Source organism: Agromyces agglutinans (genome assembly GCF_009647605.1).
In the GTDB taxonomy this organism is placed as follows: domain Bacteria; phylum Actinomycetota; class Actinomycetes; order Actinomycetales; family Microbacteriaceae; genus Agromyces; species Agromyces agglutinans.
Genome location: NZ_WJIF01000001.1, coordinates 464,090 through 480,026, shown reverse-complemented (window position 1 = coordinate 480,026; position 15,937 = coordinate 464,090). Strand labels below are relative to the sequence as shown.

General features: G+C 72.6%; 13 protein-coding genes. 6 read left to right on the top strand and 7 right to left on the bottom strand.

Annotation, left to right across the window (positions count from 1 at the left end):
• Positions 1 to 78 precede the first annotated feature (78 nt).
• The gene (locus GE115_RS02285) at positions 79 to 1,512 is read left to right on the top strand and encodes a GH1 family beta-glucosidase (RefSeq protein WP_153683145.1); all 1,434 of its coding nucleotides are present in this window, start codon (positions 79 to 81) and stop codon (positions 1,510 to 1,512) included.
• Here the strand turns inward: GE115_RS02285 and GE115_RS02280 are convergent.
• The gene (locus GE115_RS02280; protein ID WP_153683144.1) at positions 1,487 to 2,641 is read right to left on the bottom strand and encodes a glutamate--cysteine ligase; all 1,155 of its coding nucleotides are present in this window, start codon (positions 2,639 to 2,641) and stop codon (positions 1,487 to 1,489) included. The genes GE115_RS02285 and GE115_RS02280 overlap by 26 nt on opposite strands.
• 214 nt (positions 2,642 to 2,855) lie before the next feature.
• On the opposite strand from GE115_RS02280, the gene rpsP reads away from it, so the two are divergent.
• The 5 genes from rpsP (at position 2,856) to GE115_RS02255 (ending at position 5,806) form a co-directional block, all read left to right on the top strand.
• Positions 2,856 to 3,272, top strand: coding sequence for a 30S ribosomal protein S16 (rpsP, locus tag GE115_RS02275; RefSeq protein ID WP_312854821.1), 417 nt, complete (start codon positions 2,856 to 2,858; stop codon positions 3,270 to 3,272).
• Positions 3,273 to 3,275: 3 nt separating this feature from the next.
• Positions 3,276 to 3,512 (top strand): RNA-binding protein, encoded by a 237-nt coding sequence (locus GE115_RS02270; RefSeq protein ID WP_127793693.1) that lies wholly within the window; start codon positions 3,276 to 3,278, stop codon positions 3,510 to 3,512.
• 34 nt (positions 3,513 to 3,546) lie between these two features.
• Positions 3,547 to 4,176 carry a ribosome maturation factor RimM gene (gene rimM / locus GE115_RS02265; RefSeq protein ID WP_376765683.1) on the top strand — a complete coding sequence of 210 codons (630 nt, stop codon included), beginning with the start codon at positions 3,547 to 3,549 and terminating at the stop codon, positions 4,174 to 4,176.
• Positions 4,177 to 4,179: 3 nt separating this feature from the next.
• Complete coding sequence (gene trmD, locus GE115_RS02260; protein WP_312854819.1) at positions 4,180 to 4,866, top strand: tRNA (guanosine(37)-N1)-methyltransferase TrmD; 687 nt, start codon at positions 4,180 to 4,182, stop codon at positions 4,864 to 4,866.
• Positions 4,867 to 5,023: 157 nt separating this feature from the next.
• Entirely contained in the window at positions 5,024 to 5,806 is a 783-nt protein-coding gene (locus tag GE115_RS02255; protein WP_312854818.1) for a sirohydrochlorin chelatase, read from the top strand.
• 63 nt (positions 5,807 to 5,869) lie between these two features.
• Here the strand turns inward: GE115_RS02255 and GE115_RS02250 are convergent, their stop codons facing one another.
• From GE115_RS02250 to nirB, 6 genes are all read right to left on the bottom strand, one after another.
• On the bottom strand, positions 5,870 to 7,558 hold the full coding sequence (locus GE115_RS02250) for an FAD-dependent oxidoreductase (protein ID WP_246190463.1): 1,689 nt from the start codon (positions 7,556 to 7,558) through the stop codon (positions 5,870 to 5,872).
• A complete protein-coding gene (locus GE115_RS02245; RefSeq protein WP_153683142.1) occupies positions 7,555 to 9,744 on the bottom strand; it encodes a molybdopterin oxidoreductase family protein in 2,190 nt (729 codons plus the stop codon). Before GE115_RS02245 ends, GE115_RS02250 begins: the two co-directional genes overlap by 4 nt.
• A gap of 6 nt (positions 9,745 to 9,750) precedes the next feature.
• Complete coding sequence (locus GE115_RS02240; RefSeq protein WP_153683141.1) at positions 9,751 to 11,175, bottom strand: MFS transporter; 1,425 nt, start codon at positions 11,173 to 11,175, stop codon at positions 9,751 to 9,753.
• Between the two features lie 166 nt (positions 11,176 to 11,341).
• Positions 11,342 to 12,466, bottom strand: coding sequence for a uroporphyrinogen-III synthase (locus GE115_RS02235; protein WP_312854817.1), 1,125 nt, complete (start codon positions 12,464 to 12,466; stop codon positions 11,342 to 11,344).
• 5 nt (positions 12,467 to 12,471) lie between these two features.
• Entirely contained in the window at positions 12,472 to 13,266 is a 795-nt protein-coding gene (gene cobA, locus GE115_RS02230) for a uroporphyrinogen-III C-methyltransferase (protein ID WP_153683140.1), read from the bottom strand.
• On the bottom strand, positions 13,263 to 15,884 hold the full coding sequence (gene nirB / locus GE115_RS02225) for a nitrite reductase large subunit NirB (RefSeq protein WP_153683139.1): 2,622 nt from the start codon (positions 15,882 to 15,884) through the stop codon (positions 13,263 to 13,265). Before nirB ends, cobA begins: the two co-directional genes overlap by 4 nt.
• Between the last annotated feature and the right edge of the window lie 53 nt (positions 15,885 to 15,937).

Genomic DNA, 15,937 nt, shown 5'->3' with positions numbered 1-15,937 from the left:
TTACCGAGCGGTCAGCGAATTCGCGGAACCGGTACAGTGATCCGGTGGCGCGCGCCACCACCAGACTGGAGCACCTGCATGACCACCGGATCCCCCGACTACCGCGACTCGGGACTGGCATTCCCCGACGACTTCCTCTTCGGCTCGGCGACCGCGTCGTATCAGATCGAGGGCGCGGCGACCGAAGACGGCCGTGGCCCGTCGATCTGGGACACGTTCAGCCACACGCCCGGCAAGGTGTGGAACGGCGACACGGGCGACGTGGCCGACGACCACTACCACCGGTGGGAGTCCGACCTCGACCTGATGGTCGAGCTCGGGCTCGAGGCGTACCGGTTCTCGATCGCGTGGCCGCGCATCCAGCCGACCGGCCGCGGCCCGGCCAACGAGGCCGGCCTCGCGTTCTACGAGCGGCTCGTCGACGGGCTGATCGAGCGCGGCATCAAGCCGATCGCCACCCTGTACCACTGGGATCTCCCGCAGGCGCTCGAAGACGAGGGCGGCTGGGCGAACCGGGCGACCGCCGAGGCGTTCGCCGACTACGCCCGCATCCTCGGCGAGCGGCTCGGAGACCGCATCGCGGTCTGGACCACGCTCAACGAGCCGTGGTGCAGCGCCTACCTCGGCTACGGCTCCGGGGCGCACGCCCCCGGACTCATGGACGGCGCCAAGGCGCTCGCCGCCGTGCACCACCTGAACCTCGCGCACGGGCTCGCCGTCGCGGCGCTCCGCGACGTCGTACCCGGCGACCCGAAGTTCTCGATCACGCTGAACCTGCACGTCATCCGGCCCTCCGGGCCCACGGGCGCCGAGGCGGCGCGGCGCATCGACGGGCTCGCGAACCGCGTGTTCCTGAGCCCGCTGCTCGAGGGCGAGTACCCGGCCGACGTCATCGCCGACACCGCCGACGTGACCGACTGGGCGTTCGTCCGCCCGGGCGACACCGAGCTCATCCGCCAACCGCTCGACGTGCTCGGCGTGAACTACTACTCCACGGTCACCGTGCGCATGTGGGACGGCGAGTCGCCGAAGGTCAACGCCGACGGCCACAAGGACATGGGCGGCACGGCCTGGCCCGGGTCGGAGTCGGTGGAGTTCCTCGAGCAGCCCGGCCCCTACACCGCGATGGGGTGGAACATCGACCCCTCGGGTCTCGAAGACCTGCTCGTCGCGCTGCACGAGGCGTACCCGACGCTTCCGCTCATGGTCACCGAGAACGGCGCCGCCTTCGACGACGTCGTGACGGACGAGGCCGACGGCCCCGCCGTGCACGACGTCGAGCGCACCGACTACCTGCGACGCCACTTCACGGCCGCGCACCGGGCCATGGCGCGCGGCGTCGACCTGCGCGGCTACCAGGTCTGGTCGCTCATGGACAACTTCGAGTGGGGCTACGGCTACTCGAAGCGGTTCGGGATCGTCCGGGTCGACTACGAGACGCTCGAGCGGCTGCCGAAGGACTCGGCGCGTTGGTACGCCGAACTGATCAGGACGCGGCGGATCCCGGCCTGACGCCGTCGCGCAGCTCGCGCGCGAGGTGGGCGACCACCTCGCGCAGGTCGCCGTCGGCGGCGTGCGCGACCCGCAGCTGCCGCTGGTAGCTCGCGCCCTGCTCGACCATCAGGCGCACCGAGGCGAGCTCGGCCGCGCAGCCGAGGCGGTCGGCGATCGGTGCCAGTCGCGTGACCAGGTCGACGAGGTCGTCGGCGACGAGCCGCTCGGTGCCCGCGACGTCCGTGATGATCTCTGCGTCCATGCCGTAGCGTGCGGCGCGCCACTTGTTCTCGCGCACGTACCAGGGCTGCAGCACGGTCAGCGTGCGACCGTCGGCGAGCTCGTCGCCCATCCACTCCACGAGGCATTGGATGAGCGCGGCGATGCCGGCGATCTCGGCGGCCGTCGAGACGCCGTCGCACACGCGCACCTCGAGCGTGCCCCACTTCGGCGACGGGCGGATGTCCCAGCGGACCTCGCTGTGGTCCTCGATGACGCCCGTGCGCACGAGGTCGTCGACGTAGCGCTCGTACGCGGCCCAGTCGGCGAGCGGATAGGGGAGTCCGGCGGTCGGCAGCTGCTGGAACATCAGCGCGCGGTTCGAGGCGTAGCCGGTCTCGACGCCGGCCCAGAACGGGCTCGAGGCCGAGAGCGCCTGGAGGTGCGGCACGTAGGCGAGCAGGCCGTCGAGGATCGGCAGGGCGCGGTCGCGGTCGTCGAGGCCGACGTGCACGTGGATGCCCCAGATCATCATGTTGCGACCCCACCACCGCGTGCGGTCGATCAGCTTGTGGTAGCGCGGCTTGTCGGTGAGGTGCTGGTCGTACCACTGGCTGTAGGGATGCGAGCCGCTGCAGATGAGGTCGTAGTCGCCGAGCCGGTCGATGACGCCGCGCACCTGGTCGAGCTGCGCCTGCAGGTCGGCGACCGCGCCGCCGACGGTGCGGTGCACGCCGCTCACGAGCTCGACCGTGTTCGTGAGCAGTTCGTGCGTGACCTGCGGATGCGGCGCGCCGTCGGCGCCGCGGAGCTCCTCGAGCACGCGGTCGGCGACCGAGGCGAGCTCGCCGGTCTCGCGGTCGACGATCGCGATCTCCCACTCGATGCCGACCGTGGAGCGCTCCGAGGACGCGAAGTCGATCTGCATGTCCCCGTCCACTCCCGGTCTCGGCACCGTGCGCCCATCTTGGCATGCACCCGCACGATTATCCTTGCGGCGCGAAATCTGCAAGAATGGTCAGTCGAGTTCTGAACCGCCCGACCCTCTATCCGGCGCTCAGAACCCCGAAGAGCTTCCGCCGAGTGTGCACCCCACGCTCACGGCTGTCAGTTCGCTTACCTCACAACACTTCAGGAGAATTGTGGCTGTCAAGATCCGTCTCAAGCGCCTCGGCAAGATCCGTGCGCCCTACTACCGCATCGTCGTCGCCGACTCGCGCACCAAGCGCGATGGTCGCGTGATCGAGGAGATCGGCAAGTACCACCCCACCGAGAACCCCTCGTTCATCGAGGTCGACTCCGACCGCGCCCAGTACTGGCTCTCCGTCGGCGCGCAGCCGACCGAGCAGGTCGCCGCCATCCTCAAGCTGACCGGCGACTGGGGCAAGTTCAAGGGCGACAAGGACGCGAAGTCCACCGTCCAGACCGCCGCCCCCAAGGCGGGCTTCGAGCCCGACACCGCCAAGAAGTCGGTCGTCAAGCCCAGGGCCGAGAAGCCGGCGAAGGCCGAGGAGACCGCGGCCCCCGAGGCCGAGGCCGAGACCACGGACGAGGCGTAGGCCTTGCTCCAGTCCGCGCTCGAACACCTCGTCAAGGGGATCGTCGACCACCCGGGCGACGTGCGGGTCGTCTCCGCGTCGAGCGCACGCGGCGAGGTCCTCGAGGTTCACGTGAACCCCGAGGACCTCGGTCGCGTCATCGGCCGCGCCGGTCGCACCGCGAAGGCCCTGCGTACGCTCGTGACAGCACTGGCCGACGGTCGCCGCGTCCGCGTCGACGTCGTCGACACCGACGACTGACGTGGCCCGAGACCCTCGACCCCAGCAACTCCGAGTGGGCCGGCTCACGAAGGCCCACGGGCTGAAGGGCGCCCTCAAGCTCGAGCTCTACACCGACGACCCCGAGCGCCGGTTCGTCCCCGGCGCCAGGTTCTCGCTGCAGGTGCCCGCCGATTCGCCGTGGCACGGCGAGCACCTGACGCTGACCGAGCTGCGCTGGTACAACGGCCAGCCGGTCGGTTTCTTCGACGGCGTCGACGACCGCACCGCCGCCGAGACGCTGGTGAAGGCGATCCTGTGGGTCGACCTCGCCGACGACGAAGACGACGAGCCCGACGCCTGGTACGACCACCAGCTCATCGGCCTCGCCGTCGTCCGCGACGGCGAGCGCATCGGCGAGGTCGCACACGTCGAGCACCTTCCCGCGCAAGACCTCCTCGTCGTCAAGACGCTCGGTCCGAAGCGACGCGAGGTCATGGTGCCGCTCGTCGCGGCGATCGTGCCCGAGGTCGACCTCGAGGCCGGCATCGTCACCGTGACGCCACCGGCGGGACTCTTCGAGGACCTCGACGAGGCCGACGGCGAGACGATCGAGTCCGGCGAGACGGATGCCTCCGGCGCGGCCGGCTCGGCCGGCGCCACGGATGCCTCCGCCGACGCAGCCCGCGATCCCGACGCGGAGTAACGCGTGCGCATCGACATCGTCACGATCTTCCCGGAGTTCTTCCGGGTGCTCGACCTGTCGCTGCTCGGCAAGGCCCGCCAGACGGGGCTGATCGAGGTCACCGCGCACGACCTGCGCGACTTCACGCACGACCGTCACCGCACCGTCGACGACACTCCGTACGGCGGCGGCGCGGGCATGGTCATGAAGCCCGAGCCCTGGGGCGAGGCGCTCGACGCGATCGTCGGCGACGGGGCATCCGATGCCCTGCTCGTCGTGCCGTCGCCCGCCGGCGAGCCGTTCACGCAGCAGCTCGCGCGCGAGCTCGCCGCCGAGGAGCACCTCGTGTTCGCGTGCGGACGCTACGAGGGCATCGACCAGCGCGTGGTCGACCACTACGCGACGCGCATGCGCGTGCGGCTGATCTCGCTCGGCGACTACGTGCTGAACGGCGGCGAGGTCGCCGTCATGGCCATGATCGAGGCCGCCGGGCGACTGGTGCCCGGGGTGGTCGGCAACCCCGAGAGCCTCGTCGAGGAATCGCACGAAGGCGGACTGCTCGAATACCCGAGCTACACCAAGCCCGCCGCGTGGCGCGAGCTCGAAGTGCCGCCGGTCCTGCTCAGCGGCAACCACGGCGCCATCGCGGCCTGGCGGCGGGAGCAGCAGCTCGAGCGCACGCGGCGCGTCCGGCCCGAGCTGCTGGACTGAGCCGCACGCACGATCGCACCTCGCCCCTCTGCGCCTGCGCCGGGCGCGTGAGGGAGTCTTCACGTCCCGGAAACACCCGGGACGAGGCACGGTAACACGGTGTTCGTACCGTCGAAACGGCGAATCGTCGTTCGCCTGGGTGGAAGGCGGAGCATTCGTGGCGATCGGGTCGGCAGGTTCCGGGATCCTCCTCGACGGCGGCGGGCCGCGCCCGCTCCGCCTCGTGGCGGTGACGCACGGCGCCCCCTCGGCCGCGAACCGCGAGGCGATCATGCGACTGGTCGACGGTGTTGCGACCGCGCGCCCCGAGGCCGACGTCTCGATCGCCTTCGTCGACGCCCAGCACACCGATCTCGCGGCGGCCCTCGCCGAGAGCGTGGCCGATCCGCAGGCGATCATCGTGCCCCTGGTGCTCTCCGCGGGCTATCACATGCGTACCGGCCTCGCGCGGGGACTCGACCGTCTGCCGGTCGCCGGCGCCGCCCTCGCCGACCCGCTCGGGCCCGACGAGCGGATCGTCGACGTGCTCGTCGCGCGCCTTGCCCGTCTCGGCACGCTCGACGACGAGGACGTCTCGGTCGTGCTCGCCGCGGCGGGCTCCAACGACCCTCGCGCGGTGCGCGAGTGCTTCGAGACCGCGCGGATGCTCGGCGCGCGCCTCGGCCGGCCGGTGACGCTCGGGTTCATCGCCGCGGCGATCCCGCGACTGCCCGACGCGATCGAGACGGTGCGGGCCGTGCATCCGGGCACCCGGGTCGTCGTCGCCGCCTACCTGCTCGCGCCCGGCGCCTTCTACGACGCGGTCGTGCTCGCCGGCGCCGACGCGGTGGCCGAGCCGCTGCTGCTGCCCGGCGAGGTCGCGCCCGAATCACTGGTGTCGCTCGTCCTGGCGCGTGCCGACGCGATCGCGCAGGACCAGGAGTACCGCAGCCGGGTCTGAGCCGGCGGCTTGCCGCGTCCGGCGCGTGCTCGGCGTCGAGCGACCCCGCGTGGCCTCCCCGCGTCAGCCGACGGGGGAGGCCGCGGCGCCGCCGGTCTCGGCGAACCGCGCCAGCACGTCGGCGATGCGGCCCTTGCAGCCGCCGCATCCGGTGCCGGCGCGCGTGTCGCGTCCGACGCACTCGACGGTGTCGTTGCCGCACGCGGCGGACTCCTCGATGCGCTCGACCGTCACCGCGTTGCACCAGCACACCGTCGACGTCGGGGCGAACGCGTCCGCGTCCTCCGACGGGTCGTAGTCGGGGCCGTCGAACCGCAGCAGCATCGACCGGTCGGCCGGCAGTTCCGCCCGTCGTTCGAACAGGAGCGTCAGCTCGGCCGCGGTGCGGGGCATCCCGACGCTGACGAAGCCGGAGAGCACGCCGCCGCGCGTGACCATCTTGACGTAGCGCAGGTGCTCGGGGTCGGCCCACTGGGCGACGCGTCGAGCGCCGGGGTCGCCGGGGGCGGGATCGTCGTCCCACGGCTCGGGGGCGACCTCGCCGACGGCGACGACATCGATGTGCTCGGCCTTCAGCATGACGATCGGGTCGGCTTCGGGGGCCATGCCGATCGACGCGAGCTCGCGCCCCTCGTGGTCGTGCGCGGCGCGACCCTCGAGCTCGTCGGTCCACCGCGCGGCGAGCCAGGCCGCCTGACGCCAGCCCGGGCCGATGAGTCCCGACGGGCCGCCGGGCAGGTCACGGCGGCCGATCGTCTCCTCGGTGCGCTCGACGACGTGGGCGCAGTCGCCGATGGCGAAGACGTCGGGGTCGCTCCAGCTGCGCAGGCCCCGGTCGACCACGACGCCGGTCGAGGTGCGGAGTCCCGCGAGCGTCGCGAGCTCGGCGCGCGGCGTGACGCCGCACGAGAGCACGAGGAGGTCGCCCTTCAGTTGCTTGCCGTCGGCGGTCACGAGCATGTCGAACGCGCGCGAGCCGTCGGCCTCGGTGCGGAAGGCGATCGCCTCGGCGCGGCTGTGCGCGATCACCGTGACGCCCGTGCGCCGCAGCGCCTGGCGCAGCACGCCGCCGCCGCCGCGGTCGAGGTTGCGGGGCATCGGGTGGGCGCCGTGGTGCACGACGCAGACCTGGGCACCGGCGTGCGCGGCGGCCAGCGCGATCTCGAGGCCGAGCACGCCGGCGCCGAGCACGATGACGCGCTTTCGCCCTCGCACCGCCTCGCGCACGCGCGCGGCGTCGTCGAGGTCGCGAAGGGCGGTCACACCTTGCGGCAGGCGGTCGTCGGATGCTACGAGCTCCGCGGGATAGCGCTCGAGCGAGGCCAGGTCGCGGCGCGAGCGCTCGATGCCGTCGAGCGTGGGGGTGTTGGCGCGAGCGCCGGTCGCCAGCACGAGCCGGTCGTAAGCCACGCGCTCGCCGGTGTCGAGGACGACCTCGTGCGCGCCGCGGTCGATGCGGCGCACCGAGACGCCCGTGCGCAGGTCGACGCCCGCCTCCTCGGCGGCGGCGCGGTCGGCGACGGTCATCGAGTCGAGCCCGACCGAGCCGACGGCGTGCTCGGCGACGAGGACGCGGTTGTAGGCGTCGGCGGTCTCGGTGCCGATGACGGTGAGCGAGGCGAGCCCCGCGCGCACGACGGGCAGGAGTTCGTCGACGAAGCGCGAGCCGACGGGGCCGTAGCCCACGAGCACGACGCGCATCGGTCGCGGGTCGCGGGATGCGTCGGCGGATCGGTTCGACGGCTCGGTCATCGGGCCTCCTGGGGCTCGAGGCGCCGCACGCGGACGGCACTGGTCTTGAACTCGGGCATCGACGACACCGGGTCGACGGCGTCGGAGGTGACGAGATTGGCGGTCTCGTCACCGGGGTAGTGGAACGGCAGGAACGCCGTGTCGGGCCGGATGTCGCGCGTGACGAGCACGCGGGCGCGCGCGGCGCCGCGCGCGTTGACGACCTCGACCCGATCGCCGTCGGCGAGGCCCAGTCGCGCGGCGGTCGCGGGGTGCAGGCGCAGCCGCGAGTCGGGCTGGGCATCGGCGAGCTCGGGCACGCGCCGGGTCTGCGCGCCGCTCTGGTAGTGCTCGAGCAGGCGCCCCGTGATGAGCGTCAGCCCATTCGATTCCCCGCGGGCGGGCCGTTCGGCCGATGGCCGTGGCGTCACGGCCACGAGGCGGGCACGGCCGTCCGCGTGCGCGAACCGGTCGGCGAACAGCCGCGGCGTGCCGGCCGAGCCGCGCGGGTAGGGCCAGTAGACCTCGGCGCCCGAGTCGAGCAGCGCGTAGTCGACGCCCGAGTAGTCGGCGAGGCCGCCCTCCGAGGCCAGGCGCAGCTCCTCGAATGCCGTGTCGGGGTCGGTAGGGAAGGTCGACGGCGCGTCGAGGCGCCGCGCGAGCTCGTGCAGGATCCAGAGTTCGTCGCGCACGCCCGCGGGCGGATCGATCGCCCGTCGCCGTCGGATGACCCGGCCCTCGAGCGAGGTCATGGTGCCCTCCTCCTCGGCCCACTGGCATACGGGGAGCACCACGTCGGCGAGCGCCGCCGTCTCGGAGAGGAAGAAGTCGCACACCACGAGCAGGTCGAGCTCCGCGAGCCCGCGTCGCACGACGCTCGCGTTCGGTGCGGAGACGACGACGTTCGACCCGTGCACGAGCAGCGTTCGCACGCCGTCCGGTCGGCCGAGCGACTGCAGCAGCTCGACGGCCGGAATCCCCGGGCCGGGGATCGAGGCGGCCGGCACGCCCCACACGCCGGCGACGTGCTCGCGGGCGGCGGGGTCGGTGATCTTGCGGTACCCGGGCAGCTGGTCGGCCTTCTGGCCGTGCTCGCGGCCGCCCTGCCCGTTGCCCTGGCCGGTCAGCGTGCCGTACCCCGAGCCGAGCCGGCCCGGCAGGCCCAGCACGAGCGCGAGGTTGATCGCCGCCGTCGCGGTGTCGGTGCCGTCGACGTGCTGCTCGACGCCGCGCCCCGTGAGGATGTAGGTGCCGCCGGTGCCCGGTTCCGTGCGTGCGCCCGCGGCGAGCCGACGCGCGACCCGCCGGATCGTGAGGGCCGCGACGCCCGTCTCGGACTGCACGCGCTCGGGCCACCATGCGGCGACGCTCCGCCGGAGAGCGTCGACCCCCATCGTGCGGTTCGCGAGGTACGCCTCGTCGGCGAGGCCCTCGGCGAGCACCACGTGCGTGAGCCCGAGCAGCAGCAGCAGATCGGTGCCGGGCGCGGGCTGCAGGTGCAGGCCCTGCCCGTCGTCGGTGAGCCGCGCGGTGGGCGTGCGCCGCGGGTCGACCACGATGAGGCCGCCCGCGGCCTGCGCGCCCGCGAGGTGCCCGACGAACGGCGGCATCGTCTCGGCGACGTTCGTGCCGAGCAGCAGCACCGTCGCCGCACCGTCGAGGTCGGAGAGCGGGAACGGCAGCCCGCGATCGATGCCGAACGCACGCGTGCCGGCCGCGGCGGCCGACGCCATGCAGAACCGGCCGTTGTAGTCGATGCGGCTCGTGCCGAGGGCGATGCGGGCGAACTTGCCGAGCAGGTACGCCTTCTCGTTCGTGAGGCCGCCGCCGCCGAACACGCCGACCGCGTCGGGCCCGTACCGCTCCTGCGTGCGCCGGATGCCGGCGACGACGACGTCGAGCGCGGTGTCCCAGTCGGTCTCGTGCAGTTCGCCGTCGGCGCCCCGCAGCAGGGGCTGCTCGATCCGCCCGGGGCGGCGCAGCAGCTCGGCCGACGTCCAGCCCTTCTTGCACAGGCCGCCGCGGTTGGTCGGGAAGTCGCGCCCCGCGACCGTCACCGGTGCGATGGATGCCCCGTCCGAGGCATCCATCGCACCTGCCGTCGCCGTCGCCGCTGCCGCCATGACGGGTTCACGCGCGGACGCGGTCAGCGTCATCGCGCACTGGAGCGCGCAGTACGGGCAGTGGGTGTCGGTCGCGGGCGTCATCGAGCCTCAGATCTTCCCGGCGCGCGCGACCGCGCCGCGGACATACATGGCCCATGTGAGCAGGAGCAGTGCCACATAGGCGCCGACGAACACGATGAACGCCGTCGTGTAGCCGCCCGTGGCCTGGAACGAGAGGCTCAGGGCCTGCGGGATCAGGAATCCGCCGTAGGCGCCGATCGCCGAGATGAAGCCGAGCGCCGCCGCCGCCTTGCGCTGCGTCGAAACGTCGCCCGCGGTCGCCGCGTCGCCCCCGCCGCGGACCGCGAACACGACCGGCACCATCCGGTAGGTCGAGCCGTTGCCGATGCCCGCCGCCGCGAACAGCAGGAGGAACGCCGCGAGGAAGAGCCAGAAGCTGCCGAGAGGGAGGGTCGCGATGACGCCGACCGTGATGACCGCCATCGCCGCGAAGGCGAGCATCGTGACCCGCGCTCCGCCGAACCGGTCGGAGAGTCGACCGCCGTAGGGCCGCGAGAGCGAGCCGACCAGCGCGCCGAGGAAGGCCAGCGTCACGGAGGCCCCGCCGATGGCGATCGTCGAGAACTCGGGGAACTGGTCGGCGATGAGCTTCGGGAACACGCTCGCGAAGCCGATGAACGAGCCGAACGTGCCGATGTACAGCAGTGAGAGCAGCCAGAGGTGCGGTTCGCGCAGGGCGGCGGCCGAGCCGGCGAAGTCGGTCTTGGCGTTGGACAGGTTGTCCATGTACCGGAACGCGCCGAACATCGCGAGCAGGATGAACGGCACCCAGATCCAGCCCGCCCACGGCAGGTTCAGCGTGGCCGCGGCCCCGAGCGTGACGACGATCGGCACCACGAGCTGCGCGACCGAGGCGCCGATGTTGCCGCCGGCGGCGTTGAGCCCGAGGGCCCAGCCCTTCTCGCGCTGCGGGTAGAAGAACGTGATGTTCGACATCGAGCTCGCGAAGTTGCCGCCGCCGAAGCCCGCGAGTGCGGCGACGAGCAGCAGCACACCGAACGGAGTGTCGGGGTTGCCGATGCACAGGGCCATCGCGATGGTCGGCACGAGCAACAGGGCCGCCGAGACGATGGTCCAGTTGCGGCCGCCGAACTTCGCGACGACGAACGAGTAGGGGATGCGCAGGGTCGCGCCGACGAGGCTCGGGATGGAGATGAGCCAGAAGATCTGGGTCGTGTCGAGGTCGAAGCCGGCCTTGGGCAGCATGACCGCGACGATGCTCCAGAGCTGCCACACGACGAAGCCGAGGAACTCGGCGAAGATCGACCAGCCGAGGTTGCGCTTCGCGATCGCGCGTCCCTCGCGCTCCCACTGCTCGCGGTCCTCGGGATCCCAGCCGTCGATCCAGCGGCCGGCTCGGTGGACGAGCGCGGCCTGAGCGGTCGTGATGGCGGCCGCGCTGGCGGCTGCGGTCGTCGTGGTGGCGGTGTCGTCGTGCACGGTGTCGGTCATCAGGTCCTCCGGAGGTGATCCAGGTGGTGCTCGTAGTGCCGAAGGTATGGGGAGGGTGTTTCTGCGGATCGTGCCGGTGGTAAACGCTCTGTCTCCACCTGCTCACCCGCCGCGCGGGCGGGTGTGAGGTCGGCGCCGGACGCTTCCCGGGCCGGCCGGCACGCGCTCAGACGTCCACCCGGTAGCCGCGCTTGACGACGGTCGCGATCACGCCGGGCACGCCGATGGTCTGGCGCAGCCGGCTCATGGCGACCTCGAGGGCGTGCTCGTCGCACGAGCCGGGCAAGGCCCTCGCCAGTTGTTCGCGCGAGACGACCGAGCCGTCGGCCGCGACGAGCGTGCGGAGGATGGCCCGGCCCACCGGCGCGAGGGAGATCCGGCGACCGCCGACCTCGACCACGCTGCCGCGCAGCTCGACGGGCCCGGCTCGGGTCACGATGCGCTCGACCCGGTGCTGTTCGAGGTGCTCGCACACGAGGCGGATGAGCGCGCCCATGCGGAACCGGTCGGGCTGGATCGGGTCGATGCCGGCGTCGATGAGGGGCTGCGCCGTGACCGGCCCGACCGCGGCGGCGACGACCGGACCCCGCATGGCCTCGATGACCTCCTCGGCGGCCCCGACGGCCTCGGCTGCGGCGAACAGCGCGTGCACGGCGGGCGCGCTCGTGAACATCACGCAGTCCAGCGACTGGCTCACGATCGCGTCGATCAGCCGGCCGACGCGCTCGTCGGCATCGTCGGGCAGCGTCCACCGGTAGGGCTCGACCGTGAGCACCCGTGCGTGGTGCTCGCGCAGCCGGTCGAGCTGCGCCGGGTCGAGGACGCCGTGCATCTGCACGGCCACGGTGAGGCCGGGCGGGTACCGCTCGAGCACGGTGTCGACGAGCGAGTCGGTCGTCTCGTGCGGGCTCATGCCCACGTCGTTCAGGCCGGCGGCCCGGATGCCACCCCTGGCCTTCGGGCCGCGCACCAGGATCGCGCTCGCGGACAGGGCATCGACCAGTGGCTCACCGAGGCCCGCGGCATCCGCGACCTCGAACCAACGGCGGACGCCGTAGGCGGTCGTCGCGAGCAGCACGTCGGGCCGGGCGTCGATGATCGCGCGCGTGTCGGCGATCACGGGATCGTCGACACGCGCGTTCGCGATCCGCAGCGTCGGGGCGTGCAGCACCTGCGCGCCCCGGCGCTCCAGGGCGTCGATGAGATCGGCCGAGCGGCGGTCGCTGGTCACGCCGATGCGGAAGCCCTCGAGCTGGTCGGGACGGAATCCCGGTGCGACAGGCTCGAGCACGACGTTCACGAGCCCGGCACCGCGAGCCGCGCGGCCCGGTCCATGAGCCCCTGCGCGGTCAGGTCGCCGTCGTGCGCGAGGCGCACGACCTCGCCGATGACGACCACGGCGGGGGATGCCGCGCGCGCCCGGCCGGCGGCGACGACCACGCCGCCGAGGTCGGAGATCGTGGTGCGCTGCCCCGGCTGGAAGCCGCGCTCCACGATCGCGACCGGCAGGTCCGCGGCGAGGCCGTGGCGTACGAGCCCGGCCGTGATCGACGGCAGCGTGTTGACGCCCATCAGCACGACGATCGTGCCGCCGAGTCCCGCGAGATGCCGGAGCGTGTCGTCGTCGAGCGGGGCGTGCCCCGAGACGACGGTGAACAGGTGGCTGACCCCGCGGTGGGTGAGCGGGATGCCGGCCGCCGACGGAACGGCGATCGCGCTCGTGACCCCGGGCACGACCTCGACGGGGATGCCGGCGCGATGGCACGCCAGCACCTCCTCGCCGCCTCGGCCGAGCACGTACGGATCGCCGCCCTTGAGGCGGACGACGTGCGCGCCGAGCTCGGCGCGGGCGACCATGAGCGCCTCGATCTCCTCCTGCGGGAACGCGTGGTGGCCCGGGCGCTTGCCGACGTCGATCAGCTCGGCGCCGGGGGCGAGTTCGTGCAGCGTCGCGTGCGGCGCGAGCCGGTCGTACAGCACGACGTCGGCGGCGGCCAGTGCCCGAACGGCGCGCAGGGTCAGCAGGTCCTCGGCGCCGGGGCCGCCGCCGATGAGGGTGACCCGGCCGCGGGACTCGACCCGGGCGCTCATTCGCCCCTCCCGCGCACGGGGATGGTGGCGCCGGCGAGCAGCACGGCGCGCCCGTCGGCGCGTTCCTCGGGGGTCGCCGGGCGGAACTGGTCGCGCTCTGGCACGCGGGCGATCGACGGGTCGGGGGTCTGCGGGGCGTTGACGAACGAGCGGAACCGACGCAGCCGCTCGGGGTCGGCGAGGGTGGCCGCCCACTCGTCCTCGTAGGTCTCGACGTGGCGGTCCATCGCCCGCTCGAGCTCGTCGGCCAGGCCGAGCGAGTCGTTCACGACGACGTCGCGCACGTGGTCGATACCGCCCTCGAGGTCCTCGATCCAGCGGGCCGTGCGCTGCAGCCGGTCGGCCGTGCGGACGTAGTACATGATGTAGCGGTCGATGTACTTGAGCAGCGTCTCGTCGTCGAGGTCGCTCGCGAGCAGCTGCGCGTGCGCCGGCTGGAACCCGCCGTTGCCGCCGACGTACATGTTCCAACCCTGGTCGGTGGCGATCACGCCGACGTCCTTGCCACGGGCCTCTGCGCACTCGCGCGCGCATCCGCTCACGCCGAACTTGAGCTTGTGCGGCGAACGCAGCCCGCGGTAGCGGAGCTCGAGCTGCACGGCCATCGAGACCGAGTCCTGCACGCCGTAGCGGCACCACGTCGATCCGACGCAGCTCTTCACGTTGCGCAGCGCCTTGCCGTAGGCCTGCCCCGACTCGAATCCCGCGTCGACGAGCTTCTTCCAGATGTCGGGCAGCTGGTCGAGCCGGGCGCCGAACAGGTCGATGCGCTGGCCGCCCGTGATCTTCGTGTAGAGGCCGTACTCCATCGCCACCTCGGCGATCACCGCGAGCTTCTCGGGCGTGATCTCGCCCGCGGGGATGCGGGGGACCACCGAGTACGTGCCGTCCTTCTGCATGTTCGCCATCGCGCGGTCGTTGGTGTCCTGCAGCGTGCCGCGCCCGGCGTCGAGGATGTACGAGCCGTGCTGGGTCGCGAGGATCGAGCCGATCACCGGCTTGCACACGTCGCAGCCGCGACCCGTGCCGAGCCGCGCGATGATCTCGTCGAACGAGGTGAGCTCGAGCACGCGGATCGACTCGAACAGCTCCTGGCGCGAGAGCTCGAAGTGCTCGCACAGCGCGCGCGAGAGCTCGATGCCCGACTTCGCGAGCTCGCCCTCGAGGAGCTTCTTGACGAGGGGCACGCACGAGCCGCACTGGGTGCCGGCTCGGGTGCAGGTCTTCAGCGCGCCCAGTTCGGTGCAGGGCTCGCCGTGCTCGCCGTTGACCGCGTCGCGGATCGTGCCGGCCGTGACGTTGTTGCACGCGCACACGAGCGCCGCGGCGGGCAACTCGTCGCCCGCGGGCGCTTCCATGCCGCTGGCCGACAGGTACGCCGCGGGCTCGGCCGACAGCTGGGTGCCGAGCAGCGGCCGGAGGGACGCGTAGGGCGAGGCGTCGCCCACGAAGATGCCGCCGAGCAACGTCTTCGCATCGTCGGTCATGACGAGCTTCTGGTACATGCCGCGAGCCGGGTCGGCGTACACGATCTCGAGCGCGCCGTCGGCCGTGGCGAGCGCGTCGCCGAAGCTCGCGACGTCGACGCCCGAGAGCTTCAGCTTGGTGGCGTCGTCGACGGTCGTGAACTCGGCGAACCCGCCGAGGAGCCGGTCGGCGACGACCTCGGCCATCGCGTTGGCGGGGGCCACGAGGCCGGTGCAGCGACCCTCGAAGCTGGCGACCTCGCCGATCGCCCACACGCCGGGCATGGAGGTGCGGCACGCCGTGTCGACCTCGACCCCGCCGCGCGGGCCCAGCTCGGCGCCGATCTGCCGCCCCAGCTCGTCGCGCGCTCGGATGCCGATCGCGAAGATCACGAGGTCAGCGTCGATGCGCCGGCCGTTCGTGAAGCTGACGCCGACCACGCGATCGTGCTCGACGTGGATCGTCTGGGGACGCGTGCCGAGGTGCAGCGCGATGCCCTGGCCCGAGATGATGCGGCCGAGAGCGCGGCCGGCGCCCTCGTCGAGCTGGGCCGACATCAGCCAGCCGCCCGAGTGCACCACGGCGGACTCCGCGCCGAGGCGTGCGAGCCCGCCCGCGGCCTCGAGCCCCAGCAGGCCGCCGCCCGCGACGAGGACCCTCGCCGGCCGGCCGTGCTCCTCGGCGAGGGCGGCCGCCTCGGCGACGATGCGGTCGACGTCGTCGATGGTGCGGTAGACGCGAGCGTGCTCGTGGCCCACGATCTCGGGCACGGGCGCGCTCGAACCCGTCGCGAGCACCAGTTCGTCCCAGGCGATCACGCGCCCGGCATCGGTGGTCACGGTGCGCGCGACGTGGTCGATGGCGTCCACGCGCTCGCCGAGCACGAGCCGGATGTGGTCGTCGTCCCAGACGGCGCTCGGCTGCAGCGTGAGGTCGGCCGCACCGTCGAGCCGGGTCGAGAGCGCGACGCGGTCGTAGGGCTGCCACGTCTCCTCGCCCACGACGGTCACGCGCAGCCGGCGATCGGTGTCCCGCGCGTGCAGGCTGTCGGCGAGGCGGTGCGCCGCCGGGCCCGCGCCGACGACGAGGACGTCGCGCACGGAAGAGTCGGATGAGACGGATGCATCGGCCGGGGTGGCGGGCTCGGTCATGGGTCCTCCAGGTCCTCGAATGCGGCGAGCCTAAGACCGGGCCGTTTCGGCCG